This window comes from Janibacter sp. DB-40 (assembly GCF_029510815.1).
Taxonomy (GTDB): Bacteria; Actinomycetota; Actinomycetes; order Actinomycetales; family Dermatophilaceae; genus Janibacter.
On sequence record NZ_CP120360.1, the window covers coordinates 1080791 to 1095416 of the forward strand.

Genomic DNA, 14626 nt, shown 5'->3' on the forward strand with positions numbered 1-14626 from the left:
CAGCCTCCGGGGTCGGGACGGGAAGTTCCTTCGTTCCAGCCTGTCAAAACAGGATGAGTTTCGCCAGTTCATGGCTACAGGAGACCGATCTTCCTTCGGTGGCGATGGTGCGCGCAGGGCGTCGTCCGTCCTGCCGCGGCCGCCATAGACTGTGGCCCCCCGACCTCGAACCGGAGCGTGAAGCCCCACCATGGACTCGTCCGCGAGCCCCCCGACATGATCACCACGATCATCACCCTGCTCCTCGGCATCGTCGTCCTGCTGGCGGTCATCGCCGCGAACGGCTACTTCGTGGCCCAGGAGTTCGCCTTCATGTCCGTGGACCGGACCCGTCTGGCCGCCCAGGCGAAGGCCGGTGACGCAGCGGCGGAACGCGCCCTCAAGGTCACCCGCCGTACCTCCTTCATGCTCTCCGGGGCGCAGCTGGGCATCACCGTCTCGGGCCTGCTCGTCGGTGAGCTCGCCGAGCCCATGGTCGGCGAGGCCCTCGGCGCGCTGCTCGGGGTGGCGGGTGTGCCGGCGGCCGTGAGCATCGGCATCGGCACCACGCTCGTGCTCGTCCTGGCCACCGTCGTGCAGATGATCTTCGGCGAGCTCTACCCGAAGAACCTCGCCATCGCCGCCCCCGAGCCCCTGGCCCGCCGACTGGCCCGCTCCACGGTGATCTACCTCAACGTCTTCGGCTGGCTCATCACCTTCTTCGACCACGCCGCGAACGCGCTGCTGCGCCTGCTGCGCATCGAGCCCGTGCACGACCTCGACACCAGCGTCACCGCAGAGGAGCTCAAGCGCGCGGTGGCGGAGTCCCGGGAGACGGGCGACCTGCCCCCGGAGCTGTCCCTGCTCATCGACCGGGTGCTGGACTTCCCCGACCAGGACGTCGAGCACGCGATGATCCCGCGTGCTCGGGTGGACGTCGTGACCACGGACACCACGGTGGCGCAGCTGCGGGACCTGATGTCCGAGGCGCACACCCGGTACCCCGTCGTCGACGGGGAGGGCGACCCCGTGGGCGTCGTCGCGCTCGGCGACGTCCTCCGTGACGGGAGTGCCGAGACCGCCGCGGAGCTCATGGGTGAGCCGCTGGTCGTCCCGTCCCTGATGCCGCTCCCGGAGGCGCTCAGCCAGCTCGTGGCCAGCCGCAACCAGCTCGCCTGCGTCGTCGACGAGTACGGCGGCTTCGCAGGGGTCCTCACGATCGAGGACCTCGCCGAGGAGCTCGTCGGGGAGATCACCGACGAGCACGACGAGGAACCCGCCTCGAACGTGGTCACCGAGGCCGATGGTGTCTGGCGGATGGCCGGCGACGTGCATCTCGACGAGGTGGCCCGCCTCCTGGGGCACGACCTGCCGGAGGGGGACTACGAGACGCTGGCCGGCCTGCTCATCGCCCACGAGGGCACCCTCGTCGAGGTCGGGGAGAGCGTCCGGGTCCCGTTGCCCGACGACCCCGGCGACCTCGCCTCGGAGCACCCCGCGCACCGTGCGCTCGCACTCGAGGTGCTCGACGTCTCCCGACACGTGCCGAGCGACCTGCGGGTGCACCTCGTCGAGGACGTCCCGGACGGGTCGGACCCGTCCCCGGAGCCCGCCACGGAGGAGGAGCGATGAACCCGGGCACGGTCGTCCTCGTCACGGTCGCGCTGCTGGTCCTCAGCGGCTTCTTCGTCGTCATCGAGTTCGCCCTCATGGGCGCCCGACGGCACACCCTCGAGGCAGAGGCGGCGACGAGCCGCTCCGCGAGGGCCGCGCTGCGCGGCATCCACGAGCTGACGATCATGCTCGCAGTTGCCCAGCTCGGGATCACCGCGTGCACCTTCGCCCTCGGTGCGGTGACCAAGCCGGCGGTCGACGACTGGCTGGGACCGCTCCTCACCGGGGTCGGGGTCCCCGGGTGGCTGGCCGGGAGCACGTCCTTCGCCCTGGCCCTGCTGGTCGTCACCTTCCTCCACCTCGTCGTCGGGGAGATGGCGCCGAAGTCGTGGGCCATCGCCCATCCCGAGCTGGCGGCCAAGATGGTCAGCCCCCCTGCCCGTGGCCTCGCGTGGCTCTTCCGCCCGCTGCTGGTGTGGATCAACGACATGGCCAACCGGCTCGTCTCAGCCAGCGGGGTCACGCCCGCGGACCGCGCCGCCGTCGGGGGGCAGGACGTCGACACCATCCGCCAGCTCGTCGACCACTCCGCGTCCGTGGGCGCGCTCGAGGCCGGCTTCCGGACCCAGATCTCGCAGGTGCTCGACCTCGAGCGGATCGTGGTCGCCGACCTCGTGCCGACGAACTCTCCCACCGCGGTCCCCCCGGGGCCACCGTCGCGGACGTCCAGCGCGCCGCTGCGGAGTCGGGTCACATGCGCATCCTCGTCGGTGACCGGGCGGTCCCTCCTCGCCAGGTCCACGTGCGCGACACGCTGCGCGAGCCGGGGGACCGTCCCGTGGCGGACCTCACCCGCGAGGCGATGACCTTCGACGCGCGGACGCCGGCCCACGAGGCACTCCACCGGATGCGCTCGGCCAGCGAGCAGCTGTCGGTGGTGGTGCGGGACGGGCGGTTCGTCGGGGTCGTGAGCATCGCCGACATCCTGCGCCGGGTGCTGCCGGGCGAGGAGGACCGCACCGACTGACAGCGCCCGGAGGGCGCGCGACGCGCGCGGGGGTGACCAGCCCCTCAGGGCCCTCTACCGTAAGGGCCCATGGCACCCGTGACGCAGAAGTCAGCACTCGAGTTCGCCCCCACCGACCTGCTCGTCGGCGGGCGGTGGCGGCCGGCGGAGCAGGGTGCCACCTTCGCCGTCCACGACCCGGCGACCGGGAAGGTCCTGGCCGAGGTGGCCGACGCCACGGTCGCCGACGGGCGGGCCGCCCTCGATGCGGCCGTCGCCGCCCAGGCCGACTGGGCCGCCACCGATCCGCGCGAGCGCTCCGAGATCCTGCGGCGGGCCTTCGACCTGCTCACCGAGCGGGCGGACACCTTCGCGATGCTCATGACCCTCGAGATGGGCAAGGCCCTGGCCGAGTCCCGTGGCGAGGTCACCTACGGCGCGGAGTTCTTCCGCTGGTTCGCCGAGGAGGCGGTGCGCATCCACGGCCGCTACGCGGCGGCGCCGTCCGGCGGGACGCGCCTGCTGACGATGCAGCAGCCGGTCGGCCCCGTCTTCGCCATCACCCCGTGGAACTTCCCGCTGGCGATGGGGACCCGCAAGATCGGGCCCGCGCTCGCCGCCGGGTGCACCGTCGTCATCAAGCCCGCTGCCGAGACGCCGCTGACGACGCTCGCGCTGGCGAGGGTGCTCGAGGAGGCCGGCCTGCCGCCCGGCGTGCTCGACGTCATCACCACGAGCCGCTCCGGCGAGGTCAGCGAGCCGATCATCCGCGACCCGCGCCTGCGCAAGCTGACCTTCACCGGCTCCACGCCGGTGGGCCAGACGCTGGTGCGGCAGTCCTCCGAGCAGCTGCTGCGCACGTCGATGGAGCTGGGGGGCAATGCCCCCTTCCTCGTCTTCGACGACGCCGACCTCGACCGCGCCGTGGACGGCGCGATGCTGGCCAAGATGCGCAACATCGGTGAGGCCTGCACCGCGGCCAACCGCTTCCTCGTCCACGAGTCGGTGGCGCAGGAGTTCGCCTCCCGGCTGGCCGAGCGGATGGGCGACCTGACCGTCGGCAAGGGCACGACGAAGGGGGTCGACGTCGGCCCCCTCATCACCGAGGAGGCCCGCGCCAAGGTCGTTGACCTCGTCGCGGACGCCGTCGAGGGCGGCGCGAGCGTCCTCACCGGCGGTGAGGTCCCGAGCGGCAAGGGCTGGTTCTACCCGCCCACGGTGCTCACCGACGTGCCGGCGAGCGCTCGGTTGCTCAGCGAGGAGATCTTCGGCCCGGTCGCCCCGATCACGACCTTCCGCACCGAGGAGGAGGCCGTCCGCCTGGCCAACTCCACCGAGTACGGCCTCGTCGCCTATGTCTTCACCGAGCAGACCGCGCGCACGATACGGGTCGCCGAGGCGCTCGAGTTCGGCATGGTCGGCGTCAACCAGGGCGTCGTGTCCAACCCGGCGGCCCCCTTCGGCGGGGTGAAGCACTCCGGCTTCGGCCGTGAGGGCGGCTTCGAGGGGATCGAGGAGTACCTCGAGACCAAGTACGTCGGACTGGCGTTGTGACATGAGCAGACGATGGCGCCTGCGGATCCGACTCGCCGGGGCCGTGCTCGTGGTGGTCGCGGCGAGCTGGATCATGCTCAACGGCGGCGACCCCCGCGAGCTGAAGGTCCCCGGGTCGCCCGCGGACCGGTCGAGCACCTCGGCGCCCCGGGACTCCTCGACGCCCGACTCGGGGCTCGGGACGATCCCGGAGTCGCAGCTGCCGCCGCAGGGGCAGGAGACCCTGGGGCTGATCCACGACGGCGGCCCCTTCCCGTACGAGCGGGACGGGATCACCTTCCACAACCGCGAGGGCATCCTGCCGCAGCAGCAGAGCGGCTACTACGACGAGTACACGGTGCCGACCCCCGGTGTGGACCACCGCGGCGCCAGACGCATCGTCTGTGGCGAGGCCATGGACTGCTACTACACCGACGACCACTACGCGAGCTTCGCGCAGATCGAGGAGGGCCAGTGATCCACATCGAGGCGGCGGGGGTGGACGGGCTGCTCGCCCGGGCCGCCGCCGGCACCGACCACGTCCACGTCGTCGACGGGGGCGCCGACCGCACCGCGATCTACGACCACTTCGTCGAGGCCCTCGCGCTGCCGGAGCACTTCGGGCGCAACCTCGACGCGCTGATGGACTCCCTCCGGGACGTCGCCGACCGGCACGACGCGCCGTGGACGCTCGTGTGGCGCCCGGGGCGTGCCGTGCCCGGCGCCGGGGGGCTCGACGCCGGGACCGACGAGGGCGTCCTCGACGTGCTCGCCTCGCTGGAGCGGGAGTACCCCCACCTCAGCGTCGTCATCGCCGACCGCTGAGGGGGCCCGCCAACGGGTCGAGGACGAGGTGCACGTCGTCGGCGATCCGGTAGGGGCCGGTCGTCACCAACCCGCCGACGACCCGCCGCAACCGGCTGACCTCCGCACGGACGGTCACCTGGTGCTCCTTGTCCTCGAAGAGCGCACGACTCAGGTGCGCGGCACTGCACCCGCTCGCTCCGACCCCGGCCAGCACCCGCAGGATCTGGGCGTGCCGTGGCGTCAGCGTCGTGGACCAGCCGCGGTCGTCGCCGGCGGCCACGAGGTCGAGCACGTCGCTGCCGGCGACGGTGCGCAGCCGGGCTTCGAGCCCGGTCGCGGCGGCGGCGGGTGGCCGCACCAACCATCCCTCCGGCAGCCGCTCCGGCAGGCACAGCCCCAGCCCGGGGACGGCGATCAGCCGGCCCTCCTGCGGGACCGGGATCCGGTCGCGCACGGGCACACCGGAGCCATGGGCCACCCAGCCGTCGTCGTCGACGACGAGCATCGGGGCCGATGACGTCGCGACGAGGTGCTCGGCCGACCGGCGCAACCGTCGGAGCGACTCCGCGTGGTGCTCTCGGAGCCGCATCTCGGCGAGCGCGGTCGTCGTCTCGACGAGGGCCGTCACCGCCGGGTGCATGGTCAGGGCGGGACCGCTGACGTCGATGACGCCGAGCAGGGCGCCCGTCCGGGGGTCGTGAATCGGCATCGCGGTGCAGTACCACGGGTGCTGGCCCTCCTCGAAGTGCTCCGCGGCGAAGAGCTGGACCGGGGCACGCTCGGCGAGTGCGGTCCCGATCGCGTTGGTTCCCACGACCGCCTCGGTCCACCGCGCTCCGCACCGGAAGCCGAGCCGGTCGGCACCCCGCAGCACGCCCGAGGAGCCCCGCCGCCACAGGATGACGCCGTCCGCGTCGGTGACGACGACGATGAAGTGGGAGGCGTCGGCCACCGCCGTGAGCGCGGTGAGCACCTCGCGCACGATGTGGGTGAGGGGTGACGTCGTCCGCCGGTGCTCGATCTGCTCCCTGGGGAGCGGGGCGCGGTCGGCCGGTCGGGACGGATCCAGTCCGGCCTCCAGCACCCTGCTCCAGGACCGGGAGACGAGGGGCCGCGGGGCCGAGGGTGGCGTGTCACCGGACATGACCGCGTCGTGCACGGCCAGGAGGGCGTGGGCGTGCCGGTCGAGGTCGGCCCCCGGGGCGACCGCACCCGTGATCCGGGCAGCCATCGTCGTGCCTCCTTGCCTCACCACTTCGTGACGCGTGCGCCCAGCATAGGCCGGTGGCGGGCGGAAGGGGAGGTGGTGCCCGGAGGTGCGTGCAACCCCGTGCAACTCTTCCCGCGGGCACCCGGCCGCGCTGGACTGGGCCCTGCGGGTCAACGAGGACCCGCAGGCCACGAAGGAGAGACCCGGATGACCGACACACTGGACCGGACCGAGGACGAGCAGACGGCGGCACCCTCCCGCGCCGAGGCTTGGCTGGCCGACTTCGAGACCGCGCTGACCGCCGGCGACCCAGCCGCGGTCGCCGACCTCTTCTGCACCGACAGCTACTGGCGTGACCTGGTGTCCTTCACCTGGAACCTCGTCACCGTCGAGGGGCGTGCCGGCGTGCGTGACCTCGTCGCGGAGACCGCGACGAGGACGGCACCGTCGGACTTCACCACGAGCGAGCCCGCCACCGAGGACGGGGGCGTGGTCACGGCCTGGATCACCTTCGAGACAGCGGTCGCCCGCGGCGAGGGGCTGCTGCGCCTGCGTGAGGAGGACGGCCGGGACCGGGCGTGGACCCTCCTCACGGCGATGACCGAGCTGAAGGGGCACGAGGAGCCGAGGCGGGACCGCCGGCCCATGGGTGCCGCCCATGGTGCGTCGAAGGAGCGGACCACCTGGAAGGAGCGCCTCGAGCAGGAGGCCGCCACCCTCGGTGAGACGACGCAGCCACACGTGCTCGTCATCGGGGGCGGTCAGGGCGGGATCGCCGTCGGCGCACGGCTGCGCCAGATGGACGTGCCGGCGCTGGTCGTCGACGCCCACGAACGTCCCGGCGACCAGTGGCGTGGGCGCTACAAGTCGCTGTGCCTGCACGACCCGGTCTGGTACGACCACCTGCCCTACCTGAAGTTCCCCGACAACTGGCCGGTCTTCGCGCCCAAGGACAAGATCGGGGACTGGCTCGAGTCCTACGTGAAGGTCATGGAGATCCCGTACTGGTCGAGCACACGGGTCACCTCGGCCCGCTGGTCCGAGCCGGACCAGCGCTGGGACGTCGAGCTCGTCCGGGACGGGCGGCCCATGACGCTGCACCCGAGCGAACTCGTCTTCGCGACCGGGATGTCGGGCAAGCCGAACATGCCGGAGGTGCCCGGCGCGGATGTCTTCAAGGGGGAGTTCCACCACTCCTCGGCCCACCCCGGTCCGGACGCCTACCGCGGCAAGAAGGTCGTCGTCATTGGCAGCAACAACAGCGCCTTCGACATCTGCGGGGCGCTGTGGGAGCACGACGCAGACGTGACGATGGTTCAACGCTCCTCGACCCACATCGTCAAGAGCGCCAGCCTCATGGAGTACGGGCTCGGTGACCTCTACTCGGAGCGGGCGCTCGCATCGGGGGTCACGACGGAGAAGGCCGACCTCACCTTCGCCTCTCTCCCGTACCGGATCATGCACGAGTTCCAGATCCCGGCCTACGAGAAGATGGCCGAGGTCGACCAGGGCTTCTACGAGCGGCTGGAGGCCGCCGGCTTCTGGCACGACTGGGGCGCCGACGGCTCCGGGCTGTTCATGAAGTACCTGCGGAGGGGCTCGGGCTACTACATCGACGTGGGCTCGGCCGAGCTGGTCGCCGACGGCGAGGTCGCCCTCGTGCGGGGTCAGTTCGACCACCTGACCGAGGACTCCGTCGTCCTCCAGGACGGACGGGAGCTGCCCGCCGACCTCGTCGTCTTCGCGACCGGCTACCGGTCCATGAACGGCTGGGTCGCCGACCTCATCGATCAGGAGACCGCGGACCGGCTCGGCAAGTGTTGGGGCCTGGGCTCCGACACGCCCAAGGACCCCGGCCCCTGGGAGGGCGAGCAGCGCAACATGTGGAAGCCCACCCAGGTCCCACACCTCTGGATGCACGGGGGCAACCTGCACCAGTCCCGGCACTACTCGCTCTACCTGGCCCTCCAGCTCAAGGCGCGCCACGTGGGGATCGACACCCCGGTCTACGGGCTCCAGGAGGTGCACCACCTGGGGTGACAGGACGCCGCACCTTGCGATGATGGCCCCGTGACGACATCCACCGACACCCGCATCACGCTCTCGCGCATCATGACCAATGCCGAGGCCAACCTCCTCGGCACGGTCCACGGCGGCAACATCATGAAGATGGTCGACGACACGGCCGGCGTCGCGGCCAACCGCTTCGCGCAGGGGCCCGCGGTCACCGCCGCGATGGACGAGATGGCCTTCCACAACCCCGTCCGGGTCGGTGACGTCCTCCACGTCAGCGCACAGGTCAACTGGGCCGGCCGCACCTCGATGGAGGTCGGCGTGCGCGCCGAGGTCGACCGCTGGGACGCGGTGACCGAGCGCGTCCACGTCGCGAGCGCCTACCTCGTCTTCGTGGCGGTCGACGACGAAGGGGGTGTCCGCGAGATCGGCGAGCTGGTCACCTCCGGGGAGGAGGAGGTCCGTCGCTTCCGCGAGGCGCAGATCCGCCGGGAGAGCCGCCTGGCCCGCCGCGAGGCGATCAGGTCCAGCCGTGAGGACGCGACGGGAGCCGGCGCGTGAGCAGCAACGCCCGCACCCGGGTCACCCTCCTGGGCTCGACCGGCTCCATCGGCACCCAGGGCCTGCAGGTCGTCTCCGCGCACCCCGAGCGCTTCACCGTCGCCGCGATCTCCGGTGGGTCCAACCACCGGCTCCTGGCCCAGCAGGCAGCCCACTACACCCCGCCACTCGTCGCCGCCGCGACCGGCACGGTCGAGGAGCTGACCGGGGCGATCGCCGCTGCCGCCCGGGAGGCAGGCACCACCGACTACGTGCCCGAGGTCCTCGTCGGCCCGGACGCGGCCACCGAGGTCGCCGGGCGCCCGAGCGACGTCGTCCTCAACGGCATCACCGGCGCCATCGGCCTGCGGCCGACCCTGGCGGCGCTGGGCAGCGGCGCGCGCCTGGCCCTGGCCAACAAGGAGTCGCTGATCATCGGCGGCCCGATCGTGCGGGAGGCCGCCGCCCCCGGTCAGATCGTGCCCGTCGACTCCGAGCACTCGGCGATCGCCCAGGCGCTGCGCTCCGGCCGCCGGGAGGAGGTGCGCAAGCTGGTCGTCACCGCCAGCGGCGGCCCCTTCCGCGGCATGTCGCGTGCTGAGCTGCGCGAGGTCACACCGGAGGCCGCCCTCGTGCACCCGAACTTCGCCATGGGACGGGTCATCACGACCAACAGCGCGACGCTGGTCAACAAGGGCCTGGAGCTGATCGAGGCGCACCTGCTCTTCGACGTGCCGATGGACCGCATCGAGGCCGTGGTGCACCCGCAGCAGATCATCCACTCGATGGTCGAGTTCCACGACGGGGCCGTGGTGGCCCAGCTCGGTCTGCCGACGATGCTCGCGCCGATCGCGCTGGGGCTGTCCTGGCCCGACCGGCTCGCCGACGTGGAGACCCCCGTCGACTGGACGCAGGCCGCCGACTGGCGCTTCGAGCCGCTGAACCACGAGGCCTTCCCCGCGGTACGGCTGGCCCAGCAGGTCGGCGAGGCGGGCGGCACCCACCCGGCCGTGTACAACGCGGCCAACGAGGTCGCGGTCGACGCCTTCCACGACGGCGCCTGCGGCTTCCTGGACATCGTCGGGACCATCAGCGAGGTCGTCTCCAGGCACGACGACGCGAACTTCGACGCGCACACCGTCGAGGGCGTCCTGGCCGCGGACGAGTGGGCCCGCGCCGAGGCTGCCGCGGTCCTCGCAGGCTGACCTCGTGGTTCCCGCATCTGCCTGGGCTCCTGCGAGTGTCCGGCCGCATCTGCCTGGGCTCCTGCGAGTGTCGGCCGCAACCGTCTGGGCTCGTGCGGGTGGGGCCGTGGTCGCGGGCGTGGTCGGGGGTCGACGTGCGTGAGACGATTGGGACATGCTCTATGTCCTCGGGGTCGTTCTCGCGTTCATCGGGATCGCCCTGTCCATCGCGCTGCACGAGGTCGGCCACCTCGTGCCGGCCAAGAAGTTCGGCGTGCGCGTGCCGCAGTACATGGTCGGCTTCGGGCCGACGATGTGGTCACGCACCCGCGGTGAGACCGAGTACGGCGTCAAGGCCGTCCCCCTCGGTGGCTACATCCGGATGATCGGCATGTTCCCGCCGGCCAAGGGCCAGGACCCGACGATGACCCGGGCCTCGAGCACGGGGCGCTTCAGCCAGCTCGCCGACGAGGCCCGCAAGCAGAGCCTCGAGGAGATCAGGCCCGGCGACGACGGGCGCATGTTCTACCAGCTGCCCGTGTGGAAGCGGGTCGTGGTGATGATGGGCGGCCCGACGGTCAACCTGCTCATCGCACTCGTCCTCTTCACGGGGATCTTCACGCTCCACGGCGTGGCGGTGGCGACGCCGAAGATCTCCTCGGTGAACGAGTGCGTCGACATCACCAGCGCCGGTCAGCAGGCACGCACCGAGTGCACCCCCGACATGCCTGTGGCGCCGGCCAACGAGGCCGGGCTGAAGCCCGGCGACACGATCACCGCGGTCAACGGCACCTCGGTGTCGACGTGGGACGACGTGCGCCACGCCATCCGTGACAACCTGGGCGCGCCGTTGACCCTCGCCGTCACTCGGGACGGCGACCCGATGACCCTCGAGGCCGACCCGATCGTGCTCGACCTGCCCGTCTACGACGAGAACGGCCAGCTCCAGCACGACGACGACGGTGAGGTCGTCACCGAGCGGGCCGGCTTCCTCGGCGCGAGCGGCAGCCGGGAGATGCAGGAGCAGCCGGTCACGGCGGTCCCGGGCCTCTTCTGGGACCAGGTCGAGCAGACCTACGGGCTGCTGGTGAAGATCCCCGAGAAGCTCGTCGGCGTCGCGGAGGCCGCCTTCGGCAGCGCCGACCGGGATCCGAACGGCCCGATGTCGGTCGTCGGCGTCGGCCGGATCGCCGGTGAGGTCGCCAGCTCGGACGACTTCGGCGACACCAGGGACAAGGCGGTGCTGCTGGTCTCCCTGCTCGCCTCGCTCAACCTCGTCCTCTTCGCCTTCAACACCATCCCGCTCCTGCCCCTCGACGGGGGGCACGTCGCCGGGGCGCTGTGGGAGGCGCTGAAGAAGGGCTGGGCCCGCGTGCGTGGCCGTCCCGACCCCGGGCCCGTCGACGTCGCCAAGGCGCTGCCGCTGGCCTACGGGGTCGCGCTCGCCTTCATCGGCATGACCGTGCTGCTCGTCTACGCGGACGTCGTCAAGCCGATCCGTCTGACCTGACGCGGGGCAGCTGGAGGTACCCAGCGGGCGTTCAGACACCGGGACGCATAATGGGGGCATGAGTGTCTCCCTCGGAATGCCGAAGGCCCCCGCGCCCGTGCTCGCGCCGCGCCGCCCGACCCGACAGATCAAGGTCGGCGCCGTGGGCGTGGGCAGCGAGAGCCCGGTGTCGGTGCAGTCGATGACGACGACGAACACCGCGGACGTCAACGCCACGCTGCAGCAGATCGCCGAGCTCACTGCGGCCGGCTGCGACATCGTCCGGGTGGCCTGCCCGACCCAGGACGACGCGGACGCGCTGCCGGCGATCGCGGCCAAGTCGCAGATCCCGGTCATCGCCGACATCCACTTCCAGCCGAAGTACGTCTACGCGGCCATCGAGGCCGGCTGCGCCGCCGTGCGCGTCAACCCGGGCAACATCCGCAAGTTCGACGACCAGGTCAAGCAGATCGCCCAGGCGGCCAAGGACCACGGCACCTCGATCCGCATCGGCGTCAACGCCGGCAGCCTCGACCGGCGTCTGCTGGAGAAGTACGGCAAGGCCACCCCGGAGGCGCTCGTCGAGTCGGCCGTGTGGGAGGCCGGCCTGTTCGAGGAGCACGACTTCCACGACTTCAAGATCTCGGTCAAGCACAACGACCCGGTGACGATGGTGCGGGCCTACGAGCTGCTCGCCGAGGTCGGCGACTGGCCGCTGCACCTCGGTGTCACCGAGGCGGGGCCGGCCTTCCAGGGCACGATCAAGTCCGCCACCGCCTTCGGCGCGCTGCTCTCGAGGGGCATCGGCGACACGATCCGCGTCTCCCTCTCCGCGCCACCCGTGGAGGAGATCAAGGTCGGCCAGCAGATCCTGCAGAGCCTGGGCCTGCGCCCGCGCAAGCTCGAGATCGTCTCCTGCCCCAGCTGCGGCCGGGCGCAGGTCGACGTCTACGAGCTGGCCGACAAGGTCACCGCCGGTCTCGAGGGCATGACCGTCCCGCTGCGCGTCGCCGTCATGGGCTGCGTCGTCAACGGCCCGGGGGAGGCCCGCGAGGCCGACCTCGGTGTCGCCTCCGGCAACGGCAAGGGCCAGATCTTCGTCAAGGGCGAGGTCATCAAGACCGTCCCCGAGGCGCAGATCGTCGAGACCCTCATCGAGGAGGCCATGCGCATCGCCGAGGAGATGGGCGAGGACGCCGAGGGCGAGGACGCCGGCGCCACCGTCACGGTGGGCTGACCCCCTTCGCCCCCGACATGCAGGTGGGCTCACTAGGGTGGGGGAGTGCTGCGCACCCGCCAACCGATCCGGCTCCTCGGCGTCGACGACGTCGATGACGCCCTGGACCTGTGTGCGCGCGATCCCGCGGCGAACGTCTTCGTCGCCAGCCGGATCCTCGACGGGGGGCTCGGCCCCGGATCCACCGCAGCGCACGGCTACTTCGCCGACGGGCGGCTCGAGGCCTTCGTCTGGTCCTACGCCAACGTCGTCCCCGTCAACACCGGACCGGACAGCTGGGGCCCCCTGGCGGGCCAGGTCAAGCGCATGCGGCGACGCAGCGCCTCCTTCCTCGGGCCCCGCGAGGAGGTCCTCGGCCTGTGGAACGAGACGCGGTCGGCCTTCCCCCGGCCGCGGGCCATGCGCTCGGAGCAGCCGCTCATGGCCACCCGCACCAAGCCGTCACAGCTGGGCTTCCCGGTCGACGCACGAGTGCGGCCGGCGCAGCTCGAGGAGGTCGACCTCGTCCTGCCGGCCGCCGAGCACATGTTCACCCACGAGATCGGCTACCGCCCCTACAGCGGCAGCCCGGCCTTCTACCGTGACTCGATCTGGCGCCTGATCCGCCAGGGACGCACCTACGTCGTCATCGAGGACGGACGGGTGATCTTCAAGGCCGACATCGGCTCGGTCGCCCTCGACGCGTGCCAGATCCAGGGCGTCTGGCTCTCCCCGGAGCTGCGCGGGCAGGGCCTGGCAGCCGGCTTCATGGCCTCGGTGGTGGAGCAGACCATGGCCGACCACGCCCCCTTCGTCACGCTGTACGTCAACGACTACAACGTGGCCGCCCTGGCGACCTACGACCGCATCGGCATGCAGCGGGTGGGCACCTTCGCGACGATCCTCTTCTGATCAGAGGGTGAAGACGACCTTGCCCACGAGGTCGCCCGACTCCATCGCCGCAAAACCGTCGCGGGCCTGCTCCAGCGGCAGCGTGCGGTCGATGAGCGGCCGCGCGCCCGAGGAGTCGAGCAGCCGCATGAGGTCACCCAGCTCGTCCCGGGACCCCATCGTCGAGCCGATGACGCTCAGCTGGAGGAAGAAGATCCGGGTCAGGTGCGCGTCGTCGGGCCGGGCCCCGGAGGTGTGCCCGCAGATGACGATGCGGCCGCCGGGGCGGAGGGAGCGGATCGAGTGGTCCCACGTGGCGCGGCCGACGGTCTCCATGACGGCGTCGACCTTCTCCGGCAGCCGCTCGTTCGAGTCGAAGACCGCGTGGGCGCCCAGCTCGAGCGCCCGGGCCTTCTTGTCCTCGCTGCGCGAGGTGGCCAGCACCCGCACGCCGGCGGCGCGGGCCAGGGTGATCAGCGCGGTGGCCACCCCACCGCCGACGCCCTGGACCAGCACGGTCTCACCGGGGCGCACGCCGCCACGGACGAAGAGCATCCGGTAGGCGGTCAGCCACGCCGTCGGCAGGCACGCGGCCTCGGCCATCGACAGGCCGGCGGGCTTGGCGAGGACGTTGCGGGCCGGGACGACCACGGTGTCGGCGAAGGTGCCCTGGTGCTTCTCGGACAGCAGCGAGCGGCGCGGGTCGTTCGTCTCGTCGCCGGTGAACCCGGGTGAGGAGATCACCGAGTGGACGACGACCTCGCGGCCGTCCTCGTCCAGTCCGGCGGCGTCGCACCCGAGGATCATCGGCAGCTTGTCCTCGCCGAGCCCGACGCCCTTGAGCGACCACAGGTCGTGGTGGTTGAGCGCGGCTGCCTGCACCGTGACGCGCACCCAGCCGTCCGGGACCTCCGGCTCGGGACGCTCACCCACCACCAGTCCGGACAGCGGGTCGTCGGGGTTGATGCTCTCGGCGTACACGGCACGCATGGACGCGTCCTCTCGATCGGGGGGCTCTCTCCGGCCACTCTGCCAGCGCGGACTCAGGAGATCCACGGGGGTCCACGGGGGCGCAGGTCGCTCTGCGACCGTGAGCCCCTGTGCGAGCGGCTAGCGTGAGCGGAGCCACGTCGATCGCAAGGAG

At 71.7% G+C, this 14626-nt stretch carries 14 protein-coding genes; 12 read left to right on the plus strand and 2 right to left on the minus strand.

Annotated elements, in window-relative coordinates; genetic code table 11:
• Positions 1 to 216: 216 nt before the first annotated feature.
• The 6 genes from PVE36_RS05175 to PVE36_RS05195 all read left to right on the plus strand — a co-directional run bounded on the left by PVE36_RS05175 (position 217) and on the right by PVE36_RS05195 (position 4957).
• The gene (locus tag PVE36_RS05175) at positions 217 to 1611 is read left to right on the plus strand and encodes a hemolysin family protein (RefSeq protein ID WP_277455009.1); all 1395 of its coding nucleotides are present in this window, start codon (positions 217 to 219) and stop codon (positions 1609 to 1611) included.
• A complete protein-coding gene (locus PVE36_RS05180) occupies positions 1608 to 2459 on the plus strand; it encodes a CNNM domain-containing protein (protein ID WP_346780618.1) in 852 nt (283 codons plus the stop codon). The genes PVE36_RS05175 and PVE36_RS05180 overlap by 4 nt, the downstream gene beginning before the upstream one ends.
• Entirely contained in the window at positions 2432 to 2620 is a 189-nt protein-coding gene (locus PVE36_RS16190) for a CBS domain-containing protein (RefSeq protein WP_346780619.1), read from the plus strand. The genes PVE36_RS05180 and PVE36_RS16190 overlap by 28 nt, the downstream gene beginning before the upstream one ends.
• 69 nt (positions 2621 to 2689) lie before the next feature.
• Positions 2690 to 4153, plus strand: coding sequence for an NAD-dependent succinate-semialdehyde dehydrogenase (locus PVE36_RS05185; protein WP_277455010.1), 1464 nt, complete (start codon positions 2690 to 2692; stop codon positions 4151 to 4153).
• 1 nt (position 4154) lies between these two features.
• A complete protein-coding gene (locus PVE36_RS05190) occupies positions 4155 to 4610 on the plus strand; it encodes a ribonuclease domain-containing protein (RefSeq protein ID WP_277455011.1) in 456 nt (151 codons plus the stop codon).
• Positions 4607 to 4957 carry a barstar family protein gene (locus PVE36_RS05195; protein ID WP_277455012.1) on the plus strand — a complete coding sequence of 117 codons (351 nt, stop codon included), beginning with the start codon at positions 4607 to 4609 and terminating at the stop codon, positions 4955 to 4957. The genes PVE36_RS05190 and PVE36_RS05195 overlap by 4 nt, the downstream gene beginning before the upstream one ends.
• Here the strand turns inward: PVE36_RS05195 and PVE36_RS05200 are convergent.
• The gene (locus PVE36_RS05200) at positions 4941 to 6170 is read right to left on the minus strand and encodes a GAF domain-containing protein (protein ID WP_277455013.1); all 1230 of its coding nucleotides are present in this window, start codon (positions 6168 to 6170) and stop codon (positions 4941 to 4943) included. The genes PVE36_RS05195 and PVE36_RS05200 overlap by 17 nt on opposite strands.
• Positions 6171 to 6356: 186 nt before the next feature.
• Here PVE36_RS05200 and PVE36_RS05205 point away from each other — a divergent pair, with 186 nt between their 5' ends.
• The 6 genes from PVE36_RS05205 (at position 6357) to PVE36_RS05230 (ending at position 13503) form a co-directional block, all read left to right on the plus strand.
• The gene (locus PVE36_RS05205) at positions 6357 to 8189 is read left to right on the plus strand and encodes an NAD(P)-binding domain-containing protein (protein ID WP_277455016.1); all 1833 of its coding nucleotides are present in this window, start codon (positions 6357 to 6359) and stop codon (positions 8187 to 8189) included.
• Positions 8190 to 8219: 30 nt separating this feature from the next.
• Positions 8220 to 8723 carry an acyl-CoA thioesterase gene (locus PVE36_RS05210; RefSeq protein WP_277455018.1) on the plus strand — a complete coding sequence of 168 codons (504 nt, stop codon included), beginning with the start codon at positions 8220 to 8222 and terminating at the stop codon, positions 8721 to 8723.
• Positions 8720 to 9907: a 1-deoxy-D-xylulose-5-phosphate reductoisomerase gene (dxr, locus tag PVE36_RS05215; protein ID WP_277455019.1), complete on the plus strand. Its 1188-nt coding sequence runs from the start codon at positions 8720 to 8722 to the stop codon at positions 9905 to 9907. Before PVE36_RS05210 ends, dxr begins: the two co-directional genes overlap by 4 nt.
• Positions 9908 to 10061: 154 nt before the next feature.
• Complete coding sequence (locus PVE36_RS05220; RefSeq protein ID WP_277455021.1) at positions 10062 to 11396, plus strand: site-2 protease family protein; 1335 nt, start codon at positions 10062 to 10064, stop codon at positions 11394 to 11396.
• A 58-nt stretch (positions 11397 to 11454) separates the two neighbouring features.
• A complete protein-coding gene (gene ispG / locus PVE36_RS05225; RefSeq protein ID WP_277455023.1) occupies positions 11455 to 12612 on the plus strand; it encodes a flavodoxin-dependent (E)-4-hydroxy-3-methylbut-2-enyl-diphosphate synthase in 1158 nt (385 codons plus the stop codon).
• 45 nt (positions 12613 to 12657) lie between these two features.
• Complete coding sequence (locus PVE36_RS05230; protein ID WP_277455025.1) at positions 12658 to 13503, plus strand: DUF4081 domain-containing GNAT family N-acetyltransferase; 846 nt, start codon at positions 12658 to 12660, stop codon at positions 13501 to 13503.
• On the opposite strand, the gene PVE36_RS05235 is transcribed toward PVE36_RS05230, so the two are convergent.
• On the minus strand, positions 13504 to 14472 hold the full coding sequence (locus tag PVE36_RS05235) for a zinc-binding dehydrogenase (RefSeq protein WP_277455026.1): 969 nt from the start codon (positions 14470 to 14472) through the stop codon (positions 13504 to 13506).
• Between the last annotated feature and the right edge of the window lie 154 nt (positions 14473 to 14626).

What these genes read in the sequence shown, in the direction of transcription:
- PVE36_RS05185 (WP_277455010.1), top strand. Translation starts at nt 2,690, where the DNA reads ATGGCACCCGTGACGCAGAAGTCAGCACTCGAGTTCGCCCCCACCGAC.
- PVE36_RS05190 (WP_277455011.1), top strand. Translation starts at nt 4,155, where the DNA reads ATGAGCAGACGATGGCGCCTGCGGATCCGACTCGCCGGGGCCGTGCTC.
- PVE36_RS05220 (WP_277455021.1), top strand. Translation starts at nt 10,062, where the DNA reads ATGCTCTATGTCCTCGGGGTCGTTCTCGCGTTCATCGGGATCGCCCTG.
- PVE36_RS05175 (WP_277455009.1), top strand. Translation starts at nt 217, where the DNA reads ATGATCACCACGATCATCACCCTGCTCCTCGGCATCGTCGTCCTGCTG.
- PVE36_RS05235 (WP_277455026.1), bottom strand. Translation starts at nt 14,472, where the DNA reads ATGCGTGCCGTGTACGCCGAGAGCATCAACCCCGACGACCCGCTGTCC.
- PVE36_RS05205 (WP_277455016.1), top strand. Translation starts at nt 6,357, where the DNA reads ATGACCGACACACTGGACCGGACCGAGGACGAGCAGACGGCGGCACCC.
- ispG (WP_277455023.1), top strand. Translation starts at nt 11,455, where the DNA reads ATGAGTGTCTCCCTCGGAATGCCGAAGGCCCCCGCGCCCGTGCTCGCG.
- PVE36_RS05200 (WP_277455013.1), bottom strand. Translation starts at nt 6,170, where the DNA reads ATGGCTGCCCGGATCACGGGTGCGGTCGCCCCGGGGGCCGACCTCGAC.
- PVE36_RS05180 (WP_346780618.1), top strand. Translation starts at nt 1,608, where the DNA reads ATGAACCCGGGCACGGTCGTCCTCGTCACGGTCGCGCTGCTGGTCCTC.